At 71.8% G+C, this 20,651-nt stretch carries 18 protein-coding genes; 12 read left to right on the top strand and 6 right to left on the bottom strand.

The features are described 5' to 3' along the window. Positions 1-79: 79 nt before the first annotated feature. From FH610_RS38820 to FH610_RS38795, 6 genes are all read right to left on the bottom strand, one after another. On the bottom strand, positions 80-1,468 hold the full coding sequence (locus FH610_RS38820) for an alpha/beta hydrolase (protein WP_139580229.1): 1,389 nt from the start codon (positions 1,466-1,468) through the stop codon (positions 80-82). Continuing rightward, positions 1,465-2,385, bottom strand: a complete 921-nt coding sequence (locus tag FH610_RS38815) for an alpha/beta hydrolase family protein (RefSeq protein WP_139580228.1) — start codon at positions 2,383-2,385, stop codon at positions 1,465-1,467. Before FH610_RS38815 ends, FH610_RS38820 begins: the two co-directional genes overlap by 4 nt. A 508-nt stretch (positions 2,386-2,893) precedes the next feature. Next, positions 2,894-4,099, bottom strand: coding sequence for a cytochrome P450 (locus tag FH610_RS38810; protein WP_139580227.1), 1,206 nt, complete (start codon positions 4,097-4,099; stop codon positions 2,894-2,896). 37 nt (positions 4,100-4,136) lie between these two features. Further along, the gene (gene phnE, locus FH610_RS38805; protein ID WP_139580226.1) at positions 4,137-5,816 is read right to left on the bottom strand and encodes a phosphonate ABC transporter, permease protein PhnE; all 1,680 of its coding nucleotides are present in this window, start codon (positions 5,814-5,816) and stop codon (positions 4,137-4,139) included. After that, a complete protein-coding gene (locus tag FH610_RS38800) occupies positions 5,809-6,591 on the bottom strand; it encodes a phosphonate ABC transporter ATP-binding protein (protein WP_139580225.1) in 783 nt (260 codons plus the stop codon). The genes phnE and FH610_RS38800 overlap by 8 nt, the downstream gene beginning before the upstream one ends. After that, on the bottom strand, positions 6,584-7,576 hold the full coding sequence (locus tag FH610_RS38795) for a phosphate/phosphite/phosphonate ABC transporter substrate-binding protein (RefSeq protein ID WP_139580224.1): 993 nt from the start codon (positions 7,574-7,576) through the stop codon (positions 6,584-6,586). The genes FH610_RS38800 and FH610_RS38795 overlap by 8 nt, the downstream gene beginning before the upstream one ends. Positions 7,577-7,742: 166 nt before the next feature. Here FH610_RS38795 and FH610_RS38790 point away from each other — a divergent pair, with 166 nt between their 5' ends. From FH610_RS38790 to FH610_RS38730, 12 genes are all read left to right on the top strand, one after another. Continuing rightward, on the top strand, positions 7,743-9,176 hold the full coding sequence (locus FH610_RS38790) for an alpha/beta fold hydrolase (RefSeq protein WP_139580223.1): 1,434 nt from the start codon (positions 7,743-7,745) through the stop codon (positions 9,174-9,176). Positions 9,177-9,351: 175 nt separating this feature from the next. Beyond that, the gene (locus tag FH610_RS38785; protein ID WP_139580222.1) at positions 9,352-10,368 is read left to right on the top strand and encodes a PaaX family transcriptional regulator; all 1,017 of its coding nucleotides are present in this window, start codon (positions 9,352-9,354) and stop codon (positions 10,366-10,368) included. A gap of 110 nt (positions 10,369-10,478) precedes the next feature. After that, the gene (locus FH610_RS38780; RefSeq protein ID WP_240809450.1) at positions 10,479-11,402 is read left to right on the top strand and encodes a PaaX family transcriptional regulator; all 924 of its coding nucleotides are present in this window, start codon (positions 10,479-10,481) and stop codon (positions 11,400-11,402) included. Positions 11,403-11,551: 149 nt separating this feature from the next. Continuing rightward, positions 11,552-12,445 (top strand): transporter substrate-binding domain-containing protein, encoded by an 894-nt coding sequence (locus tag FH610_RS38775; RefSeq protein ID WP_240809449.1) that lies wholly within the window; start codon positions 11,552-11,554, stop codon positions 12,443-12,445. Then, on the top strand, positions 12,442-13,317 hold the full coding sequence (locus FH610_RS38770; RefSeq protein ID WP_139580221.1) for an amino acid ABC transporter permease: 876 nt from the start codon (positions 12,442-12,444) through the stop codon (positions 13,315-13,317). The genes FH610_RS38775 and FH610_RS38770 overlap by 4 nt, the downstream gene beginning before the upstream one ends. Continuing rightward, positions 13,314-14,135: an amino acid ABC transporter ATP-binding protein gene (locus FH610_RS38765; protein ID WP_139580220.1), complete on the top strand. Its 822-nt coding sequence runs from the start codon at positions 13,314-13,316 to the stop codon at positions 14,133-14,135. Before FH610_RS38770 ends, FH610_RS38765 begins: the two co-directional genes overlap by 4 nt. After that, entirely contained in the window at positions 14,132-15,268 is a 1,137-nt protein-coding gene (locus FH610_RS38760) for a CapA family protein (RefSeq protein WP_240809448.1), read from the top strand. The genes FH610_RS38765 and FH610_RS38760 overlap by 4 nt, the downstream gene beginning before the upstream one ends. Beyond that, the gene (locus tag FH610_RS38755; protein ID WP_139580219.1) at positions 15,261-16,499 is read left to right on the top strand and encodes a CaiB/BaiF CoA transferase family protein; all 1,239 of its coding nucleotides are present in this window, start codon (positions 15,261-15,263) and stop codon (positions 16,497-16,499) included. Before FH610_RS38760 ends, FH610_RS38755 begins: the two co-directional genes overlap by 8 nt. Before the next feature lies 1 nt (position 16,500). Continuing rightward, the gene (locus FH610_RS38750) at positions 16,501-17,598 is read left to right on the top strand and encodes a 2-hydroxyacyl-CoA dehydratase family protein (protein WP_139580218.1); all 1,098 of its coding nucleotides are present in this window, start codon (positions 16,501-16,503) and stop codon (positions 17,596-17,598) included. Beyond that, positions 17,586-18,833, top strand: a complete 1,248-nt coding sequence (locus FH610_RS38745; RefSeq protein WP_167538823.1) for a 2-hydroxyacyl-CoA dehydratase family protein — start codon at positions 17,586-17,588, stop codon at positions 18,831-18,833. The genes FH610_RS38750 and FH610_RS38745 overlap by 13 nt, the downstream gene beginning before the upstream one ends. A gap of 280 nt (positions 18,834-19,113) precedes the next feature. Then, positions 19,114-20,040: an SDR family oxidoreductase gene (locus FH610_RS38735; RefSeq protein ID WP_139580217.1), complete on the top strand. Its 927-nt coding sequence runs from the start codon at positions 19,114-19,116 to the stop codon at positions 20,038-20,040. Between the two features lies 1 nt (position 20,041). Further along, a partial coding sequence (locus FH610_RS38730; RefSeq protein WP_139580216.1) for an amidohydrolase family protein occupies positions 20,042-20,651 on the top strand: 610 nt, incomplete at its 3' end.

Raw genomic sequence — 20,651 nt, 5'->3', positions numbered from 1 at the left:
TCCGGCTCGCCTTCCGGGCGGCGTGTGTCGAGAGGAGCCGCTGCCCGGACCGGGTGGTCCGGGCAGCGGCCCGTGCGGCTCAGCCGGGATAGGGGCGGTTGAACCGAGGTGGGGTGAAGGGGACATATCGAGGGGCGGGGTCGGCCGCCAGCGCCGCCGCACGGGCATTCATCGCCGGGGCGGACGTCGCGGGCCAGTGACCGCTCCGCAGCCGGTCGAGCATCGTCATCAGCGCCGCCTCCTGCTCCGCTGGTGAGAAGTCGCAGTGGCCGACGGTTTCGGTGTAGGTCTGGCGCAGCAGGGAGTTCGCGCCCGCCCGGCGCACATTCTCCCCGTACGACTGCTGCTGGGCGACGGTGGAGATCTGGTCACCGGTGCCGGACACGGTCAGCACGGGGATCCGCAGGTCACCGTCCAGGACGATGCCGCGCGAGAAGCGCTTGACGGCGTCCGGGTCCGCCGCGATGCGGGGCGCGGCGGCCAGGTTCTTCAAGTCGGCCGCGAGGTCCAGACCTGCCGCCTTGTACAGGTCGCGGACGGCACGCCGGAGGGCGGGATCGGCGAGGCGCAGCTGCTTCTCGTAGTCCACGCCGGTGTTCCAGGACGGGTTCCCGCCGACCACCCCCATGATCTGGCGCCGGCTGCTCATGGCCTGCCCGATGTAGGGCAGGGGCCCACCGGCGAGCGCGAGGTAGGCGCCCTGCTGCAGCGCGGCGGCGTCCCCGCTGTCCGGAGGCGGCGGCACGGACCCGTCGGGGTTCCGTCCCCAAGCCGGCAGCTGGCCGATCGCGGCGGCCAGTGCGATCCGGGCCCGCCCCTCGGGAGTCTGCTGCGCCGCGGCCAGGGCGTCGATCCACGCCTTCCGGGCCGATTCGACGTCCTGCGGGATGTCGACGACCGGCAGCCCCGGTGCGACCAGGCGCTCGAGCACGAAGACCGTATCGAGCTTCTGATTCCACTGGCCCACGGAACCGCCGAGGCCGCCGCACATCGGGACGGCGGCGTCGAAGGTGCCGGGGTGGACCTGGGCGACGCCGGCGGCGACGAAACCGCCCATCGAGGTGCCGGAGTCGATCGCGTACCGTGCCCGGCCGTAGGCGTCCTCGAAGCGGGCCAGCGCCTCGGCCTGGTTGTCGATGGCAGACCGGATGTTCCAGCCGGTGACCGCCCGGCTCGTGCCGCCGCGGGCCACGCCGTCGGCCAGCAATCGCGCGGTCAGGGGCTCGTTCCGGCCCGAGCCGGCGAAGTCGAGCGCGACCACCACGGTGCCGTTCCAGTGGGCCGGGACGACGAACTCGTAGGGCGTTCCGTCGTCGAGGGTGCCGCTGACGCAGGTGGGGTGGGCGGGGGAGTCCGGCAGGCACGGTGTGCCGCCGGCAGGCTTGGCGGAGGCCGCGGCGGCGGTTCCGCTTCCGACGGCGGTCGCCAACGCGATGGCCAGGCACGCGGTCGCTTTGCGGCGGATCACAGCGACAGCCCCTTCGACTCGACCTTCCACCCGTCCTCGGTGCACAGTCCGCAGTCGGGGCCGACGAAGCGTGCCCCGGCGGCCCGGTCCCCGCGCAGGACGTAGTCGAACCAGTCCGCGGCCACCTGCCAGCCCTTGGTGGCCTCGAGACCCGCGATCAAGCCGGTGTGGCCGGCCGCCGTGTCACTGACCAGGGCGGCGGGGACGTCGAGCAGGGCGTAGTTGTCGATGCTGTTCTGGTAGGCGACGTCGTCCGGACCGCCGTTGACCAGCAGCGTCGGCGTGTGCAGATCGGCGAGACGGTCACGCCCGTAGCCGCCGAAGGCCGGCTCCGCGAAGTACCCGGTGTTGAACCCGGCGACCGCGTCGATCATGGGGTCGGTCCCGGCGGCGAGGGCCTCGACGCCGCCGCAGCTGTGGCCGAGCACGCCGACCCGCGTCGTGTCCGCCCGCCCGTCGAACTGCTTGCGGGCCTGCTTCGACTCGGTGGCCCAGTGGGCGGCCGCGAGGAGCGCCTCGGGGTGCGCGATCGTTTTATCGGGGGTGTTGGGGACGGGGAACTCGTCCACCCCGCCGTTCGCCACGACGATGTATCCCTGGGAGGCCAGGCCGGTGAGGAACGTGATCCCCTCCAGGTTGCTCGTCGCGCAGGCGCCGTTGCCGTAGACGATCACGGGCAGGCTGCCCTTGCGCAGTGCCTTGAGATCGGCGGGGCGGTAAACGGTGTGCCCGGGCAACCCCTCGGCGGCCTCACGGACCGTGGGCAGCACGGCCGGCGTCGAGGCGCCGGCCGAGGGGGTCTTCGGTGGCGGCGGAGTCTGGGCGGACGACGCCGTGGCGGCGCCGGAGCCGGCGAGGACGACCGCCCCCACGGTCGCCGCCAGCAGGGTCCGCGCGGTCATGGAGCGGGCAGGCATGTGCGTTTCCTCCACGTTTTGATGGACGGGCAGGGGGTGTTGGCTCGGGTCCGACGAGGTCCGCGAGTGGCCGGCGGGGCGCCTGGCAGCTGTTGTGAGGCCCATGGCCGTCGTCAACGGAGACGATCGTTCAGCTTTCTGTCATCAATGTCAATCCCCCGATTGCCGCCTCGGTGACGCGCCGGAGCGACCGAAACGCACGCCGGGCAGGGCGCCGGGATGTTGGCGCCCGGTGACCGGCAGACCATGTCCGCCAAGGTAGGACCCCCGGTCGGCGGCCGTGGTCGGACAATCGGCGACGTCCGAGCCGCCTGCCGTGGTGCGGTTGACGCGACCGGTCCACGATCTGAAGAGCGACATTCACGCGGCGCCGGTTTCGGCAAACGTCATAGAGAACCGATGCGCGCCCCTTCATGCGCGCAGCCAAGGGCCGACAGCTGAAGGCAGTGGTCGTGCTGACGCGGACGCCGATGGCCGGTACTCACGTCTGACGGCTCCGGAGGCGGAGTCAGCTGCGGGGGAGGAGGCGCAGCGGTGCCGACCTGGGCCCGAACTCCAGCCAGTTGAACATCTCCACCTCGCCGTCCGGTTCGACGCGGGTGGTGCAGGCGAGCAGTTCGCCCAGTGCGGCCGTCATCTCCAGCCGGGCCATCGCCGCGCCGGGGCAGCGGTGCGCACCTCGGCCGAACGCGAGGTGCCGGTTGGGCCGCCGTTCCAGGTCGAGCCGGTCGGCGTCGTCGAACACCGCCTCGTCCCGGTTCGCCGAGGGGAAGATCATCGCGATCGCCTCACCGGCCCGCACCGTGCGGCCGCCGAGCTCGACGTCCCGGGTGGCGGTCCGGGCGAACACCCGATAGGGGGCGTACAGCCGCAGCAGCTCTTCGACCGTCGCCGGCAGCAGGCCGGGGTCGGCGCGCAGCCGGTCCTGGAGGTCGGGGTCGCGGGACAGATGTACGGCGGCGCTGCCCAGCACGGCGTGCGGCGCACCGATGCCGGCCACGATGGTCTGCCGGACGGTGGCCACGACCAGGTCGTACGGGATCGGCCGCTCCGGGTCGCCGGACGCCCGCAGCAGGCTGGTCACCAGGTCCTCGTCCGGGTCGCGGGGGTCGGCCCGGCGGTCCTCGACGATGGCGCGGGCGATCGCGTAGAGCTCGTCGCTGGCCGCCATGACCCGGGCCCGGTCCATCTCCTGGATGGCGAAGCTGTACGCGACGCCGATCCGGCGGATCTCCAGCACCTGGTCGACCGGCAGGCCGAGGAAGAGCGCGAAGCACTGCGCCGCGTACGGCAGCGCGAACTCCTGGGAGTAGTCGCCGCCGCCGCGGGCGAGGAGCGGTCCCAGCAGCTCGCGCGCCGCCTCCGCGAAGGCCGGTTCGAGACGCCGAACCACGCTGCGGCGCAGCACCCGGTCCATCGGAGCGCGGTAGATTCCGTGCTCGGGCGGATCGAAGTGCAGCGGCGGCCGGCGCTGGGCGCGCGGCACGTGCGGGACGACGTTCTGCACCGCGGTGCTGAACGTCTCGCTGTCCCGGGCCACCCGCACCACCTCCGAGTAGCGGGTGGCGGCCCAGAAGCCGCCGAAGGCGTCGCTCCACGGCACCGGGCAGCGTCGCCGCAGCTCGGCGTAGACCTCGTGCGAGCTGTCGAAGGTCTCCGGCGCGGTGGGGTCCCAGTCGGAGGCGCGCCCGAGGCCGCCGGCGGTGGTGGTCATGGTGAAATCCCTTCCCTTCCGGTCATGAGCCCGCCGCTCACAGCAGGTGCCTGCGTGCGACCCGGGCGAGCGTCTCGATGGCGTACACGACGACGGCGATCGCGATGACGATCGCGGCGGTGGTGTCGTAACGCAGCGTGGCGATCGACTCCTGCATCAGGTAGCCGACGCCGCCCGCGCCGGCGATGCCGAGCACGACCGACTCGCGCAGCGCCAGGTCGGCCACGAACAGGCCGTTGCCGGTGAACGACGGCACGAACTGCGGCCAGATCCCGGCGGCGAACGCCTGCCATCGGCGGGCGCCGACCGAGGTCAGCGCCTCGTGCGGCAGCGGGTCGAGCTGCTCCAGGGAGTCGGCGAAGAACTTGGCCGCAAGCGCGGTGGAGGAGATCCACAGCGCCAGGAAACCGGCGAACGGACCGAGCCCCAGCGCGGCCACGAACAGCAGCGCGTACACCAGGTCGGGGATGCCCCGGACCACGACGAGCAGCACCCGGACCACCGCGGACAGCGGCCGCCAGGGGGTGGTGTTGACGGCGGTGAGCAGGGCCAGCACCAGCCCGCAGGCGGCGCCCGCCGCGGCGGCGCCCAGCGCCATGAGCAGGCTCTCCAGCACCGCCATGAGCAGGTCGCCGGAGAACGCGGGCGGCCACATGCCGGTGAGTACGGCGCGCAGGTTCGGCCAGGCGCCCGAAAGCCGGCCCGGGTCGGGGTTCAGGGACCACAGCGACACCAGGAAGACCACTCCGGTCGCGACCGCGCCGGCCACCCGCAGCACCCGGCCGCGGTCCCAGCCGACGTCGTGCGGCGCGCGCCCGGCGGGCAGCGCGGGCGTGCCCGTCGTGTCCCCGGCGGACCGGCCGGCCCTCGAGTGGCGGACCCTGCGGTGGCGGACCGTGCGGTGGCGGACCGCCACCGACAGCAGCTCCAGCAGCAGCACCAGGACGACGATCACGCAGATGATTCCCGCCGCCCGGTGGTAGTTGAGGCTGCCCAGCGCGGTCTGCAGCGCCACGCCGATGCCGCCGGCCCCGACGACGCCGAGCACGGCCGACGCCCGGATGTTGATGTCGAGGCGGTAGAGCACGATGCCGGTCAGCGCCGGGAACACGCGGGGCAGCACGGTGGAGACGGCCACCTGCACCTCGCCGGCCCCGCACGCGCGGGCCGCCTCGGCGGGGACGGGGTCGGCCTCCTCGACGGCGTCGGTCAGCAGCTTGGCGATCATGCCCACCGAGTGCACGGCGACGGCGAGCGCGCCGGCCAGCGGGCCCAGGCCGAAGATCCGCACGAACAGGATCGCGAAGGCCAGGGTCGGCACGGCCCGGGTCAGCACGACGACCACCCGGGCGGCCGGCCGCAGCCAGCGGGGGCCGCGGTGGTCGCGCGCGGCCGTGAAGGCCAGCGGCACCGAGACCAGCGCCGCCAGGCCGGTGCCCGCCACCGCGATGAGCAGCGTCTCGGCGATCATCCAGGCGACGTCGCCGGCGCCGGGCAGGTCCGGCGGCCACATCCGGCGCAGCAGTCGCGCGGTGTCGTCCAACCCGGCGGCCAGCGAGGCGGGGGACAGGCCGATCCACCAGAACGTCAGCCAGGTGACGGCCACGGCCGCGACGAGCAGCCCCGCCGCGATGAGGGCGCGGGCGCTCCACGGCGGCCGCAGCGGGCCCGGGTCCGCCGCGGCCGGGGCGTGCGTGGCGGGGGTGGTGCTAACCATCGCGGGCCCCCGCCGTGTCGTAGATCTCCCGCAGTCGCTCGGCGGTGAGGCCGGCGGCCGGCTCGTCCAGCACCAGCCGGCCGCCGCGCAGCGCCACGACCCGGTCGGCGGTGGCGAGCGCGAGCTCGATCTGATGCAGGCTGCACACCACGGAGATGCCGTCCTCGGCGCTGATCCGTTTGAGGGTCTCAAGCACCAGCACGCTCGCCGCCGGGTCCAGCGAGGCGACCGGTTCGTCGGCGAGGATCAGCTCGGGGCTCTGCAGCAGGGTCCGGGCCACCGCGACCCGCTGCTGCTGCCCGCCGGAGAGCGTGTCGCAGCGCTGGAACCGCCGGTCCGCCAGCCCGACCCGATCCAGGTGCTCCACGGCGCGGATCCGCAGCGCCCGTGGGTAGCTCATCACCCCATACCTCGGCAGCCGCAGGGTGGCCAGCGACCCCATCAGCACGTTCTCCAGCGCGGACAGCCGCCCGACGAGACCGAACTGCTGGAAGACGAACCCGACCCTGGCGCGCAGGGCGCGCAGCCGGCTCCGCGAACAGGAGGCCGGGTTCTCGCCCAGGGTGCGTACGGTGCCGCTGTCCGGCAGGTGCATGCCGTTGACCAGCCGCAGCAGCGTGGACTTGCCGGCCCCTGAGGGGCCGACCAAGGCGACGAACTGCCCCTGCGGGACGTCCAGTGAGACACCGTCGAGCACGGTGGTGCCGTGGAAGCCCTTGCCGACCTCCGACAGCCGCAGCACGGGGTCGCCGATCACGGCGGGTTCCTCAGCCACCGGACGTGCAGACCTCGGCCTTGGTGATCTCGCAGATGCGCGCGATCGGCTGGTAGGTGGCGTCGGTGGCCTTGACGAACGTCCAGGCGGTGGAGGCGCCGAGGGTGCAGGCCTCGGCGTCGGCGTATTGGCCCCAATTCTTCGGGCCCTTGATCTCGCTGCCCTTGCACAGCCCGGCGGAGGCGGCGCCGGTGGCGGTCAGGCCGGTCACCGTCTTGGCGATCTTGTCGCGCATGTCCTGCGGAAGCCACTTGCCGACCACGATCGGCGGCCCGGGGATGAGCGGCGAGGTCCACACCTTGGTGACCTGTCCCGGCTTGAGCTGACCGCGGGCGGGCAGCAGCTGGTCGATGAACACGTCGCCGACGAAGGCGATGTCGCAGTCACCGGCCAGCAGCGAGGCGACCGCCGTGTCGTGCCCGTGGGTGAACACCGTCTTGACGTCCTTGTCCACATCGACGCCGGCTTCCCGCAGCGAGGCGAGGGGCTGCAGGTAGCCGGTGGTGGAGCCGGGGTCGGTGAAGCAGACGTCCTTGCCGGCGACATCCTTGAGCGAGGCGATCGACTTGTCGTCGCCGCGGGTCACCCCGTAGGCGTAGGCGCCGGGGTCGCCGCCAGGGGCGGCCAGCGGGACGGCGACGGGCTCGACGTCGGCGCGGCTACGGGCCAGGTAGTAGCTGAAGGCCCCGTAGACGGCGACGTCCACCCGCTTGGCGACCTGCGCCTCCACGACGGCGGCGTTGCTGGTGACGGCCTGGAACCGCACCGGGACGCCGAGGTCCTTCTGCAGCGCGGAGACGATCGGGGCGAACGACGCCTCGAGGTTGTCGCTCTGCTCCGACGGGATGGCGGCGAAGACCAGCTCGTCGGGCCGGCCACCGTCGGCGGATGCGCTGCGGGTACTACCGGGGCCGGCACCACAGGCGGACAGGAGCGCGATCGCGGCACCCGCCGCGACGACGCCCAGAGCTGACTTTCGGAACATCGAGGCTCCTCACATGCAGGTGGTCGGGCCAAAGTAAGCAGGCCCAAGACCATTGTCAACAGTTCTGTGACGACCGTAAGATTTCTGCCGAACATGATTAGCGGCGGAATTAGGACGACCGTTCAACGAACTGTTGCGCATATCGCATCGCAGCAGCTTCCCACTCATGGAGGCGGACATCAATCCCCGTTCAGTGATCAATCGGGCGACCCGTACCGTGACGGCGCTCACGGCCACGGCTCTCGCACTCGCCATCCCGCCGGCCGCCGGACTGCCGCACGCCTCGGCGGCGTCCGGCCAGGCCGGTCCCGTCAGCGTCACCGGCGTCCACCCGAGCGGCGCCACCTACGCGATCGAGGTGCCGCGGAACTGGAACGGCACCGTGCTGACGTTCAGCCCGGGCTACGGCCAGGGCGCAGGCCCGCAGCACCTGCCGGCCGACCTCGGCGGCAACACCGCCGCGCAGAGCTGGCTGCTGGCCCACGGGTACGCGCTGGCCGGCACGCGGCCCTATGGGAGCGGCTGGGCCGTCGAGGAGACGCTGCGGGCCTCCGCCGACACGCTCGCCCAGTTCGCCGCGGTCGCGGGGAAGCCTACGACCACCCTGGCCTGGGGCGGTTCGATGGGCGGCGCCATCGCGGCCGGTCTGGCCGAACGCCGGCCGGACCTGATCGACGGCGCGCTGCCGTACTGCGCCTCGGTGGCCGGGCCGGTGGCGATGCTCAACCAGTCGCTCGACGCGGCCTTCGCGTTCAAGACGCTGCTCGCCCCCGGCGACGACGCGGTGAAGCTCGTCCGGCTGGCCTCGGCCGACGAGGAAACGCGAAGCGCCGCGGCCGCCCGCGCCGTCCTGGAGGCCGCCCAGCAGACTCCGGACGGCCGGGCCCGCATCGCCCTGGCCGCGTCCTTCGCCCAGGTCTCCACCTGGTCGGTGACCGGCACCCCCGAACCCGCGGCGCGCGACTGGGCGGCGCAGGAGGCCCAGGAGTACGCGGCGTTCATGGCGACCGTCTTCTCTCCCCGCTATCCGCTGGAACAGCGGGCAGGTGGGAACTTCTCCTGGAACACGAGCGTGGACTACCGCCGGGAACTGCAGGAGTCCGGGCGTATGAAGCAGGTGCGCGCCCTCTACGACAGCGCGGGACTGGACCTCGACGCCGACCTCGCGGCCCTGGCGGCGGCGCCGCGCGTCTCCGCCGACCCCGGCGCCGTCACCTATATGGAGAACTACTTCACCCCGCGCGGCGCGCTCGGCGTCCCCGTCCTGACGATGCATGAGCGCGGCGACAACTATCCCACCGTCACTCAGGCCCGCGCCTACTCCGATGTGGTGCGGCGCGCCGGGAACCAGGCGATGCTGCGCCAGGCGTTCGTCGATCGGCCCGGCCACTGCCGCTACACCGGAGCCGAGTTCGTCGCCGCGGTGCAGACCTTGAGGAACCGGGTCACCACCGGCCGCTGGACGGACGTCGACGCCCACCAGCTCGACAAGCTGGCCGCACGCCTGGCCGCCGAGGACCCGGACCTGGGCACCGCGGAGTTCGTTCACTACACCCCCGGCCGTTTCCTGCGCCCCCATGTCCCCGGCGGTGAAGAGTGAGGAGACATCCCGCGCGATCGTCGTCCCGGCACCGCCGGACCGCGGCCGGGATCGCCGGGAAGGGCCCGGACGCGGAGCCCGGTGACGTAAAATTCACGCAGGTCGAGCCCGGTAAGCGCGCCCGTATTCGGGAGGTGGCCGGCTGGGGCACCTACACCGGCTGAGGAGTCTGACGATGGAGGGACGCCGGGTGACCGCGTCGCCGGAACCCGGCTCCCTGCCCAGGGCTCGGCAAGGGGCCGAACCGCAGCGGCTGCTGACCACGCTGCTCGGCGATTACTGGTTCTGGCGGCAGGAGCACATCCCGTCGGCGGCGCTGGTCCGGCTGCTTGAGGAGTTCGGCATCACCGAGACCAGCGCCCGCGCCGCCCTGCGGCGGGTCGCCTCACGAGGGCTGCTGTCCAGCTCCCGCAACGGCCGCACCACCGCGTACGGGCTGCCGCCCCGGGCGTCCGACGTGATCGTGGCGCACATGCGCCGGCTGCTGACGTTCGGCGCCACCACACCGTGCTGGGACGGGCAGTGGACGGTTGTCACGTTCTCGGTGCCCGAAGACCAGCGGGACACCCGGCGCGCGCTGCGCGACGGGCTGCGCCTGCTGCACTTCGGCATGATCTTCGACGCGGTGTGGGTGTCCCCGCACGACAAGACGGACGACGTCGTCGAACTCGTGCGAAGGCTGGGCGTGCGCGGGGCGGTCGTGTTCCGGGCCCGCAAGGTCGCCGACGACGACCTGGACCCGGTGCTGGACCGCGCCTTCGACGTCGCCGCGCTGCGCGAGCGCTACCTGCGGTTCATCGATGCCCACCGGCCGGTGGCCGAGCGGCTGGCGATGTCCAGCCCGTGCCCCAGCGAGGCGCTGCGACTGCGAACCGCGATCATGACCGACTGGCGGGTGTTCCCCACGCTCGACCCCGACCTCCCCGCCGAGCTGTTACCGGCAGGCTGGCCGCGTGAGGAGGCTCGGCGGCTGTGCGTGCGGATCTACGACTCGCTCGGGGAGCCGGCGGAGCGGCGGTTCCGCGAGATCCTCGCCGAGTTCGACCCGGAGCTGGCTGCGCTGGCCGCGCACCACACCTTCGCGCAGGCGTCCGCCCTGGAGTCGCCGGCGACTCGCCGTCACACGAGCTTCGACGAGACGACCGACCGCGACCGCCTGGACCTCCTCGCCGGCGGCGACCGCGCGGGCTGATTCGGCGGCCGCGGCACGTCGGGTAGATTCCGGCCCCTGCGGAGGTCGCCCAAGAAGCATGACATTCTGATAACGAGCGCACGCTCAAGCGTTGTCAATATACTCCTGCTGTGAATGATGGTGAAAGGTCCGAGGCAGCGGACCTCGATTTCCCGCGCTTCCAGGTGGGCGCACCCCCGCAGCACCTGATCACGACGCTTCTCGGGGACTACTGGATCAGCCGGCCCGAGCAACTGCCGTCCGCGGCCCTGGTGCGGTTGACCGAGGAGTTCGGCGTCTCCGCCGTGGCGGCCCGGGCCGCGCTCAGCCGCCTGACCAAGCGGGATCTGCTGGAGTCGTCCAAGATCGGGCGGCGCACCTACTATCGCCTGACGGATCGGGCCGCCGCGGTGATGCTGGAGGGGCGGCAGCGGATCATGTCCTTCGGCCTGGAACAGGGTGCGTGGGACGGGAGATGGGTGATGGCGGCGTTCTCCATCTCCGAGGAACAGCGCGACCTGCGCCACGCGCTGCGCGCGAGGCTGCGCTGGCTCGGCTTCGCCCCGCTCTACGACGGGCTGTGGGTCTCGCCGACGGCGAACGCCGACAGCGCGGCGGCGGTGCTCACCGAGCTGGAGATCCCCATGTCGACGATCTTCCGTGCAGAGGCGCTGGATCTCCCGGGCATGCGCGCCCCACAGGAGGCGTGGGACTTCGACCAGCTCCGGCGCACCTATGAGGGGTTCGTGGCCCAGTACTCGCCTCTTCTGGAGCGCGTCCGCAAGGGCGTGGTCGGCGCGTCGGAGGCGCTGGTGGCGCGTACGGGGATCATGGACACCTGGCGGACGTTCCCCAACCACGACCCCGACCTGCCGGCGGAGCTGTTGCCCGCCGATTGGCCGCGTGCCGCGGCCAGAGACCTCTTCGTGGAGATCTACGACACCCTCGGGCCGCTCGCCGAGTTCCGCGTCAAGCAGATCGTCGCGGAGTTCGAGCCCGAACTGGCCGAGCTGGTCGCCCACCACCGGACCAGTTCCATCCTCGCGCTCACCTGATCGCCGCCGGTGACGGGGCGGCGTTCCTGCTCGCCCCGCACGTCTCCGCTGCACAGCCGCCTCTTGACAGGTGTGCACCCCTAGGTGTGACACTTATCCCAACGACCGCCAAATTAACTGCATCATTAGCTGGTCGTGGAAGGACCACCATGAGATTGCCCAGGACCATCCTCGCGGGTGCGGCGGCTTTGGCCCTCGCCAGTGCCGCAGCCTGCGGTGGAGACGGCGGTGAGGCGCAGCGGCCGGCCGGTGCGACGGCTTTGTACGACGCCCTGCCCGATGGCATCAAGGAAGCGGGCGTCATCCGATTTGCCGGGGATTCCCACCCGCCCTATCGGATCGTCGCCAACGACGGCAAGACCGTCACGGGCATCGACAAGGAGTTGCAGGACGCCCTCGGCAAGGTGCTGGGGGTCCGCACCGAGATCTCGATCGTCAGTGGCCTGCCCGCCGCGCTGTCCGGCATGCTCGCCTCCAGATACGACGCCTTCAACGGCCCGGTCAAGGACAGCGCCGAGCGGGAGAAGCAGTTCGACGCGCTCGTGTGGATGGTCACCCGGACCTCCTACCTGATCCCCAAGGCCGGCTCCTCGGCCGTCAAGAGCTCGGGTGACCTGTGCGGCAAGCGCGTCGCCGGCACCGCCGGCAGCATCGTGGAGGACCAGGCCAAGCGCCTGACCGAATGGTGCGCCAAGCAGGGCAAGCCGGGGCTCGAGTTCATCGGCTTCGCCGACACGAACGGCACCATCCTCGCCGCCAAGTCCGGCCGCGCCGACGCGGCCGGCATGACCGAGAGCGCCGCGCTCGACGTGCTCTCCAAGGAGAAGGACGCCTTCACGTACGTCACGCAGACCGAGGAGCAGGGCGCCGGCGTCGACCAGCTGGCGATGCTCGTGCCCAAGTCCAGCGGTCTCGGCCCGGTCATGCTCGACGCGTTCAAGGAGATCTTCAAGAATGGCGAGTACACGAAGATCATGGACAAGTACGGGCTCCAGAAGGTGGCGGTGCCGGAGCCCAAGATGAACACCGCGGCGACGGGATGAGCGTGGCACCACAGGCCGGGGTGCCACAGGCCGGGGCGCCACAGGCCGTGGACGTCGCCACCGCCCGGCCGCGCATCCGCCCCCTGCGGTGGGTGGCCGGGGCCGTGCTGCTCGTGCTCGTGGCGCAGTTCGCCCGGTTCCTCGTCACCAACCCGGGGTTCGAGTGGCCGGTGGTCGGCAAATACCTGTTCGACCCGAACGTCCTGCGCGGTCTGGGCATGACGCTGCTGCTCACCGTCATCGTGATGCTGCTGGGCAGCGTGCTCGGGCTGCTTCTCGCGGCGGGCAGGCTGAGCGGCTTCCGGCCGGTGGCCTGGGCCTGCGGCGTCTACGTCACGGTCTTCCGCAGCATCCCGCCCCTGGTCCAGCTGATCTTCTGGTTCAACCTCGGTTATCTGCTGCCGCGGATCCCGCTGGGCATCCCGTTCGGCCCGACGTTCGTCTCGTGGCCGACCAACTCGGTGATCAGCTCGCTGACCGCGGCCGTCATCGGGCTCACCCTGCACGAGGCCGCGTACATGGCCGAGATCGTGAGGGCCGGCATCCTGGCCGTGGACGGCGGCCAGCGCGACGCGGCCCGCGCGATGGGGTTCACGGCGCGGCAGAGCTTCGTCAAGGTCGTGCTCCCGCAGGCGATGCGGGTGATCGTCCCGCCCGCCGGCAGCGAGTTCATCAGCCTGCTCAAGGGCACCTCCCTGGTCAGCGTGATCGCGATGGCCGACCTGCTGTACTCGGTGCAGGTGATCTACAACAGGACCTACGAGATCGTGCCGCTGCTGATCGTGGCCTGCGCCTGGTACCTGGTGGTGGTCATCAGCCTGTCCTTCGGCCAGCGGCGCCTGGAGCGGCACTTCGGAAAGGGGCAGCGGTGAGCGACACGCCGGTCCTGCGCGTCCGCGACGTGCGCAAGCGGTTCGGCGACCACGTGGCGCTCGACGGGGTGAGCCTGGACGTGCACGAGGGCGAGGTCGTCACCGTGATCGGCCCGTCCGGGTCGGGCAAGTCCACCCTGGTCCGCTGCGTCCACCAGTTGGAGAGCATCGACGGCGGGGCCATGCACCTCGACGGGGAGCTGCTCGGCTACGAGTTCCACCGGGGCCACCTGCGCCCCCTGCCGGACCGGCGGGTGGCCGCCCAGCGCGGCCGCATGGGCATGGTCTTCCAGCAGTTCAACCTGTTCCCGCACTGGAGCGTGCTGCGCAACGTCATCGAGGCGCAGGTGCTGGTCCACGGACGGAGGCCGGAGGAGGCCCGCGAGGCGGCGCTGCGGCTGCTGGAGCGGGTGGGGCTCGCCGACAAGGCGGACGCTCATCCCCGGATGCTGTCGGGGGGCCAGCAGCAGCGCGTCGCCATCGCGAGGGCCCTGGCCACCAACCCGCGGATCATGCTGTTCGACGAGCCCACCAGCGCCCTGGACCCCGAGCTGGTGGACGAGGTGCTGAGCGTCGTGCTCGACCTGGCCCGCGGCGGCATGACCATGATCATCGTGACGCACGAGATGAGCTTCGCCCGCGAGGTGGCCGATCGGTGCGTCTTCATGGAGAACGGCCGGGTGGTCGAGACCGGCGCTCCCGAGGAGATCTTCGACAACCCCGCCTCGCCCCGTCTGCGTGCCTTCCTGTCGCGCTACTCCGGGCGCGCGGCGCAGATTCCCGACGAACGCCTCCTGGAGGAGGAGACCACCTCTTGAGCTTCACGGTAATGGCCGTCGGCGACCTCGTCGTCGACGAGCCCGACCCCGCGTTCTTCTTCGCCCCGGCCCGGGAGACGCTGGGCCGGGGCGATGTGGTCATCGGCCACATCGAGGTTCCCCACAGCACGTCCACCGCTCAGGTCAGCACCGACGTACCCGCGCCGCCCGCCGATCCCGCCGCGCTGTCCGCGGTCGCCGAGGCCGGCTTCCACGTGGTGACGCTCGCGGGCAACCACGTCTACGACGTCGGCGACCAGGGGGTGGCCGACACGATCGAATACGCGACCGAGGCGGGGCTGACCACGACGGGCGCCGGTCTGACCCTCGACGAGGCCCGCCGCCCCGCCGTCGTGGAGCGCGACGGGCTGCGGATCGGCGTGCTCAGCTACAACTGCGTCGGCCCCCGCGAGTCCTGGGCGACCAGCCGCAAGCCCGGCTGCGCGTACATCAAGGTGCTGACCCACTACGAACTCGACCACGCCAGCCCCGGCGGGCCGCCCGCCGTCTACACCTTCGCCGACCCCGCCTCTCTCGAGCGGATGGCCGAGGACGTGGCGGCCCTGGCCGCCGAGGTCGACGTCGTGCTGGTGTCGCTGCACAAGGGCGTCGGGCACACACCCGCCGCACTGGCGATGTACGAGCGGCCCGTGGCCCATGCCGTCATCGACGCCGGCGCGCACGCCGTGTTCGCCCACCACGCCCACATCATGCGAGGCGTCGAGATGTACCGCGGCAGGCCGATCTACCACGGGTTGGGCAACTTCGTGACCGTCACCCGGGCGTTGACGCCCACCACGGGCGACGAAGGCGAACGGGCCGCATGGGCGCGCCGCAGAGTCGAGCTGTACGGCTTCGCGCCCGACCCGGACATGCCGTACTACCCCTTCCATCCCGAGAGCCGGAACACCGCGATCGCGGTCTGCCGGTTCGACCGGGACGGCCGGGGCTCGGCGGGTCTGGTCTCGGCGGGCATCGTGCCCTGCTGGATCGACGGCGCGGGCCGGCCGGTGCCGCTCGGCGACGACGAGGAGGGGCGGCGGGTCGTGTCGTACATCGAGCACATCACGCGACAGGCGGGCCTGAAGACGGAGTTCCACTGGGAGGGAGACGAGGTGGTGCTGCGTGGCTGACCGTCCGCTCGCCGGCCGCACGGTGATCGATCTGACCACCGCACTGTCCGGACCGTACGCGACCCTGCTGCTGGCCGGGCTCGGCGCCCGTGTGATCAAGGTGGAGAATCCGCTGACCGGCGGCGACTCCTCCCGCAACAACGCCCCCTACGCCGGTGCGGACGGGCTGACGCTGGCCCGCCACGGGGACGACGACATGTCCGTGTCGATGCTCCTGCGCGGCCGCAACAAGCAGAGCGTCACGCTCAACCTCAAGCACCCCAAGGCCCGCGACGTCCTGGCCGGTCTGGTCAGGGAAGCGGACATCATGATCGACAACTACAGCGCCGGCGTCATGACGCGGCTCGGCATCGGCCACGACTGGGCGAGCGCGATCAACCCGCGCATCGTGTGCACGTCGATCAGCGGCTTCGGCGCGCAGGGCGGTCCCGGCTCGGGAAAGGCGATGGACACCATCATCCAGGCGCTCAGCGGCGTGATGATGACCGCGGGCGCGCCCGGCGAGCCGCCTGTCCGCTTCGGGCTGCCGGTGGGCGACCTGGTCGCGCCGCTGTACGCGGTGATCGGCACCCTCGCCGCGGTCCTGCGGGCCGACGCGACCGGCCAGGGCCAGCACGTGGACGTGTCCATGCTGGGGGCACTGACCTCGCTGGTCGCGTGCGAGCCGTTCGACGCCTACGAGAAGCTGGGCCTGCCCATGCGCACGGGGACGACCGTGCCCAGGCTGGCGCCGTTCGGCACGTTCCCCGCCGCGGACGGCTGGTTCGCGCTGTGCGGCCCTACCGACGCGTTCGCCCGCGGCCTGTTCGCGGCGATGGGACGCGACGATCTGGCCGGAGACCCGCGGTTCGCCTCCAGGGACGCGCGTGTGGCCAACGCCGGCGAGCTGCACGAACTGGTGGCCTCGTGGGCGGGGGACCGCCCGCTCGCCGTGATCCTCGATCTGCTCACCCGGCACGGCGTCCCCGCCGCCGAGGTGCGTGAGCCCGGCGTCGCCGTGCGCGACCCGCTCGTGCTGGAGCGCGAGGAGGTCGTGCCGCTGGAGCATCCGCGCCACGGTCGCCGCGGGGACCTGTACGGGACCGGCGTGCCGATCCGCTTCTCCGCCTCCGAGGCGGGGCTCGACCGGCCGGCGCCCGCCCTCGGCGAGCACAACGCCGAAATCTACGGCGGCCTGCTCGGCTACTCCGACGACGCACTCAAGGCCCTGGCCGAGGAGGGGGTGATCTGACATGTCCACGGCGCTGGCCGCGCTGGAGGAGGCGTACGCCCGGCGCGGCGCACCTCCGGCCTCCTCGAAGGGCCCGACCGTCAACCGGACGCCGGTCGTCGGCTACGTCGGGGCGGACATGCCGGTCGAACTGCTGACCGCCGCGGGGATCCGCGCGCTCCGCCTCACGGGCGACCCGGACTCCGGCTCCCAGCTGGGAGACCGATACCTGGGCCGGGGGGTGGACCCGATGGCCCGCTCTGTGCTCACCCGGCTGCTCGCCGGGTCCTTCGGCGACCTGGATCGCATCGTGGTCTCGCATGACTGCGAGGCGTCCCTGCGGCTGTTCTACGCGCTGCGCGAGCTGCGCCGGGTGGAGCCGGGCACGGGACTGCCCGAGGTGTACCTCGTGGACATCCTGCACCTGCCGCACCGCACGACCGCCCGCTACAACCGTCGCAGGATCGGCGAGTTCGCGGCCAGGCTGGAGGCCTGGACCGGCCGTCCTCTCGACCTTGCCGGGGCGGTGGCGGCGCACAACGAGCGGCGCCGTCTGCTGGCCGCCGCCGCCGAGCTGCGCAGGGCCGTGCCCGCCCGCCTGACGGGGCGGCAGTTCCTCGCGGTGGCCAACGCGGCCCTGTCCGTGGACGAGCACATCGCGCTGCTGGAACGGCTGCTGGCCGAGGCGGGACGGCTCGAGGAACACGCCGGGCGGCGGGTCTTCCTGAGCGGCAGCGACCACGACACGGCGCACGTGTACGAGGCCGTCGAGTCCGAGGGCTACGTGATCGTCGGCGAGGACCACTCCTTCGGCGGCCCGTCCCCGGAGGGGCCGGTCGGCGCGGGCGGGCTGGACGCGCTGGCCGAGCACTACCACTACAGCGGTCCGACCGCCCACCGGGCCACCGTCAGCGAGCGTGCCGCGCACGCGGCGAGGGCCGTACGGCACTGCCGGGCCGAGCTCTTCTTCGCCTATTCCAGGACCGGCGACGAGGCCCCGGCCTGGGACTTCCCCGCGCAGCGCGCGGCGCTCGACATCCCCGCCCTTCTGCTGGAGCGCCAGGACTACGGGCGTGCCGACCTGACCGCCCTGCGGAAGGAACATCCATGCGCAGTGTGAAATCCCTCGCCACAGCGGCCGAGGCGGGCAGACACCAGCGCGAGTGGTTCGCCGACCTGCGCCGGCGGGTCGCCGCCGGCGAGCCGTTCGCCCTGCTGAACGCGGACGTCCCACACGAGATCTTCCGCACGATGGACATCCCGTACGCGGTCAGCCAATGGTGGGCGTCCCTGGTGGCCGCCAAGCAGCGCTCGGGACACTACCTGGAGCTGGTGCGGCAGCGCGGGTACCCCGACTACTCCGAGCAGTACAACTCGGTCACCCTCGGCTCCGCCTTCGATCCGGAACCGGAGGCCGGGCCGTGGGGCGGCCTGCCCAGACCGGACATCGTCGTCGGCGACGCCTCCGGCGACGTCACCCGCAAGGTCTTCGACATCTGGGGTCACGAGCCCGGGGTCACCTTCTACCCATTGGAAAGCGCCGCTGAGAACGAGGTCCCCGCCAATTGGTGGGAGCTCATGCCGCACCGCTGGGAGCAGGCCGTCGGCCCGGCCAGACTTGACCTGCTGACCGCGGAGCTGGAGAACCTCGTCAGATTCCTGGAGACCACCACCGGCAGGCGATTCAGCGAGTCCCGCTTCCGCGAGGTGATGGCCCTGGTCAACGAGCAGGAGGAGTGGAACAGGAAGACACGCGCTCTCATCGCCCGCACCCGGCCGGCCCCGCTCAGCGTCGTCGACAGCATCCCCAGCGTCATGCTTCCCCAATGGCACCGTGGCACCGAGTGGGCCAGGGACATCGCCAAGCGTTTCTATGAGGAGGTGCGCGACCGGGTCGACGCGGGTCAAGCCGCGTGCCCGGGCGAGCGGGCCCGGCTGATGTGGATCGGCCGCGGCCTCTGGTACGACATGGGCTTCTACCAGCGCTTCCAGGACGAGTATGGTGCGGTGTTCGTCTGGTCGATGTACCTGGCCATCGCCGCTGACGGTTACGTCCGCTACGGCGACGACCCCATGAGGGCGCTGGCGGCGCGCTTCGCCGCCTTCACCGACCAGCTCTACACCCCGCCGTGGTCGAGCGAGTGGTACGTGAAGGAGGCCCGCTTGCACGGCATCGACGGGGTGGTCCACCTGGTCTCCGACGACCCTCGCGGCAGCTACTTCACCGCCAGGGCACTGGAGGCGGCCGGGTTCCCGGTGATCGAGATTCACGCCGACAACGTCGACGCCCGCACCTTCGACGACGAGGTGGTCAAGCGCGTCGGTCAGTGGCTGGAGAACGTCGTCCTGGCCTGACCTCTGTGCCCGGCGACCCGCGGCGACGCCCGTCCTGAAGCACCCGCGTCGCCTGTTCGGCGAGCCCGAAGTACGTCCTACGCCCACGGCGGTGCCGGGCCGGCAGGCTCCGCTTCACCATTCGGGCCGGCGTCGACCGGACCGCCTCTTCACAACATCACGGATTGCGGCCGCGTGCCCGGTCCCGCCCGCCCACAGAAGACGTTGGGCATATCTTTGACGATCGTCACATCGCTGTCATATATTTCGCTGCAATCGCGCATAACTCAGGGGGAATCCCATGGATCTTTCCGGCAAGGTCGCCGTTGTCACAGGTGCGGGCCGCGGGCTCGGCCGCGCGTACGCCGAAGCGCTTGCCGCGGCCGGGGCGGCGGTGATCGTCAACGATGTGGACGCCGACGCGGCCGCGCAGGTCGTCGAGGCCATCACCGGTAACGGCGGCGAGGCGCGGAGCGTCGTCGCCCCGGTCGGATCCGCCGAAGTGGCCGACCGGCTGGTGGCCACCGCGGTCAAGGAGTTCGGCCGGCTGGATGTGATGGTCACGAACGCGGGCATCCTGCGCGACCGGGTGCTGTGGAAGATGTCGGACGACGACTTCGACGCGGTGATCGATGTGCACCTGCGCGGCACGTTCACCTGTGCGCGGGCCGCGGCGATCCGGATGCGTGAGCAGGGGACCGGTGGCCGGCTGATTCTGATCTCCTCGCCGGCGGGCCAGCGCGGGAACTTCGGGCAGACCAACTACGCGGCGGCCAAGGCCGGCATCGTGGCGATGGCCAGGACCTGGGCGATGGAGCTGGCCAGGGCGAACATCACGGTGAACGCGGTCGTCCCGGTGGCGGCCACCGAGATGACCAAGACCATTCCCGTGTTCGCACCGATCATCGAGGAGTCCGAGCGGACCGGCCGGCCGTTCCCGGGCTGGTTGCGCAGGGACGAGGGGCTGGGCACGGTCGAGGACGTGGCGGGGCTCGTGGTGTTCCTCGCCTCGGACGCCTCCGCGGGTGTGACCGGCCAGGCGATCGGGATCGGCGGCGACCGCCTCGCGCTGTGGTCGCACCCCGGGGAAAAGGCTGTCGCGTTCGCCGACGGCGGGTGGACGGCCGGGACCATCGCCGCCTCCTGGCAGTCGGGAGTCGGCGCCGAGCCGGAGACGTACGGCATCCCCGCGCCCAAGGTCCCCGCGTCGGACGCTCAGGAGGTCTGAGATGGCGGTCATGAACGTGGCCGATCTGGTCGCGATCGACGTGCACACGCACGCGGAGATCTCCAAGGACGGGCACGGCTCGCTGAGCCCGGAGCTGTTCGGCGCCTCGGAGGACTACTTCAAGGCCCACGGGCACCGGCAGCCGACCATCGCGGAGATGGCCGCGTACTACCGCGAGCGGAGGATGGCCGCGGTGGTGTTCACCGTGGACGCCGAGCACGCCACCGGGCACCCGCGCATCTCGAACGAAGAGGTCGCGGAGAGCTGCGCGGAGCACCCGGATGTGCTGATTCCGTTCGCCAGTGTCGATCCCTGGAAGGGCCGGGCGGGCGTGCGTGAGGCGCGGCGGCTGGTGCAGGAGTACGGGGTGCGCGGGTTCAAGTTCCACCCGAGCATCCAGGGCATCGCCCCCAACGACCCCGTGGCGTACCCGCTGTACGAGGCGATCGAGGAGCTGGGCGTTCCGGCGTTGTTCCACACCGGGCAGACGGGCATCGGCGCGGGCGTCCCCGGCGGGGGCGGGATCCGGCTCAAGTACGGCAATCCCATGCTGGTGGACGACGTGGCCGTGGACTTCCCCGAGCTGCGGATCATCCTGGCCCATCCGTCGT

It is taken from the genome of Microbispora catharanthi, assembly GCF_006334915.2.
In the GTDB taxonomy this organism is placed as follows: domain Bacteria; phylum Actinomycetota; class Actinomycetes; order Streptosporangiales; family Streptosporangiaceae; genus Microbispora; species Microbispora catharanthi.
The sequence above is the reverse complement of the archived record's forward strand: the minus strand, read 5'-3'. Positions and strand labels throughout refer to the sequence as shown.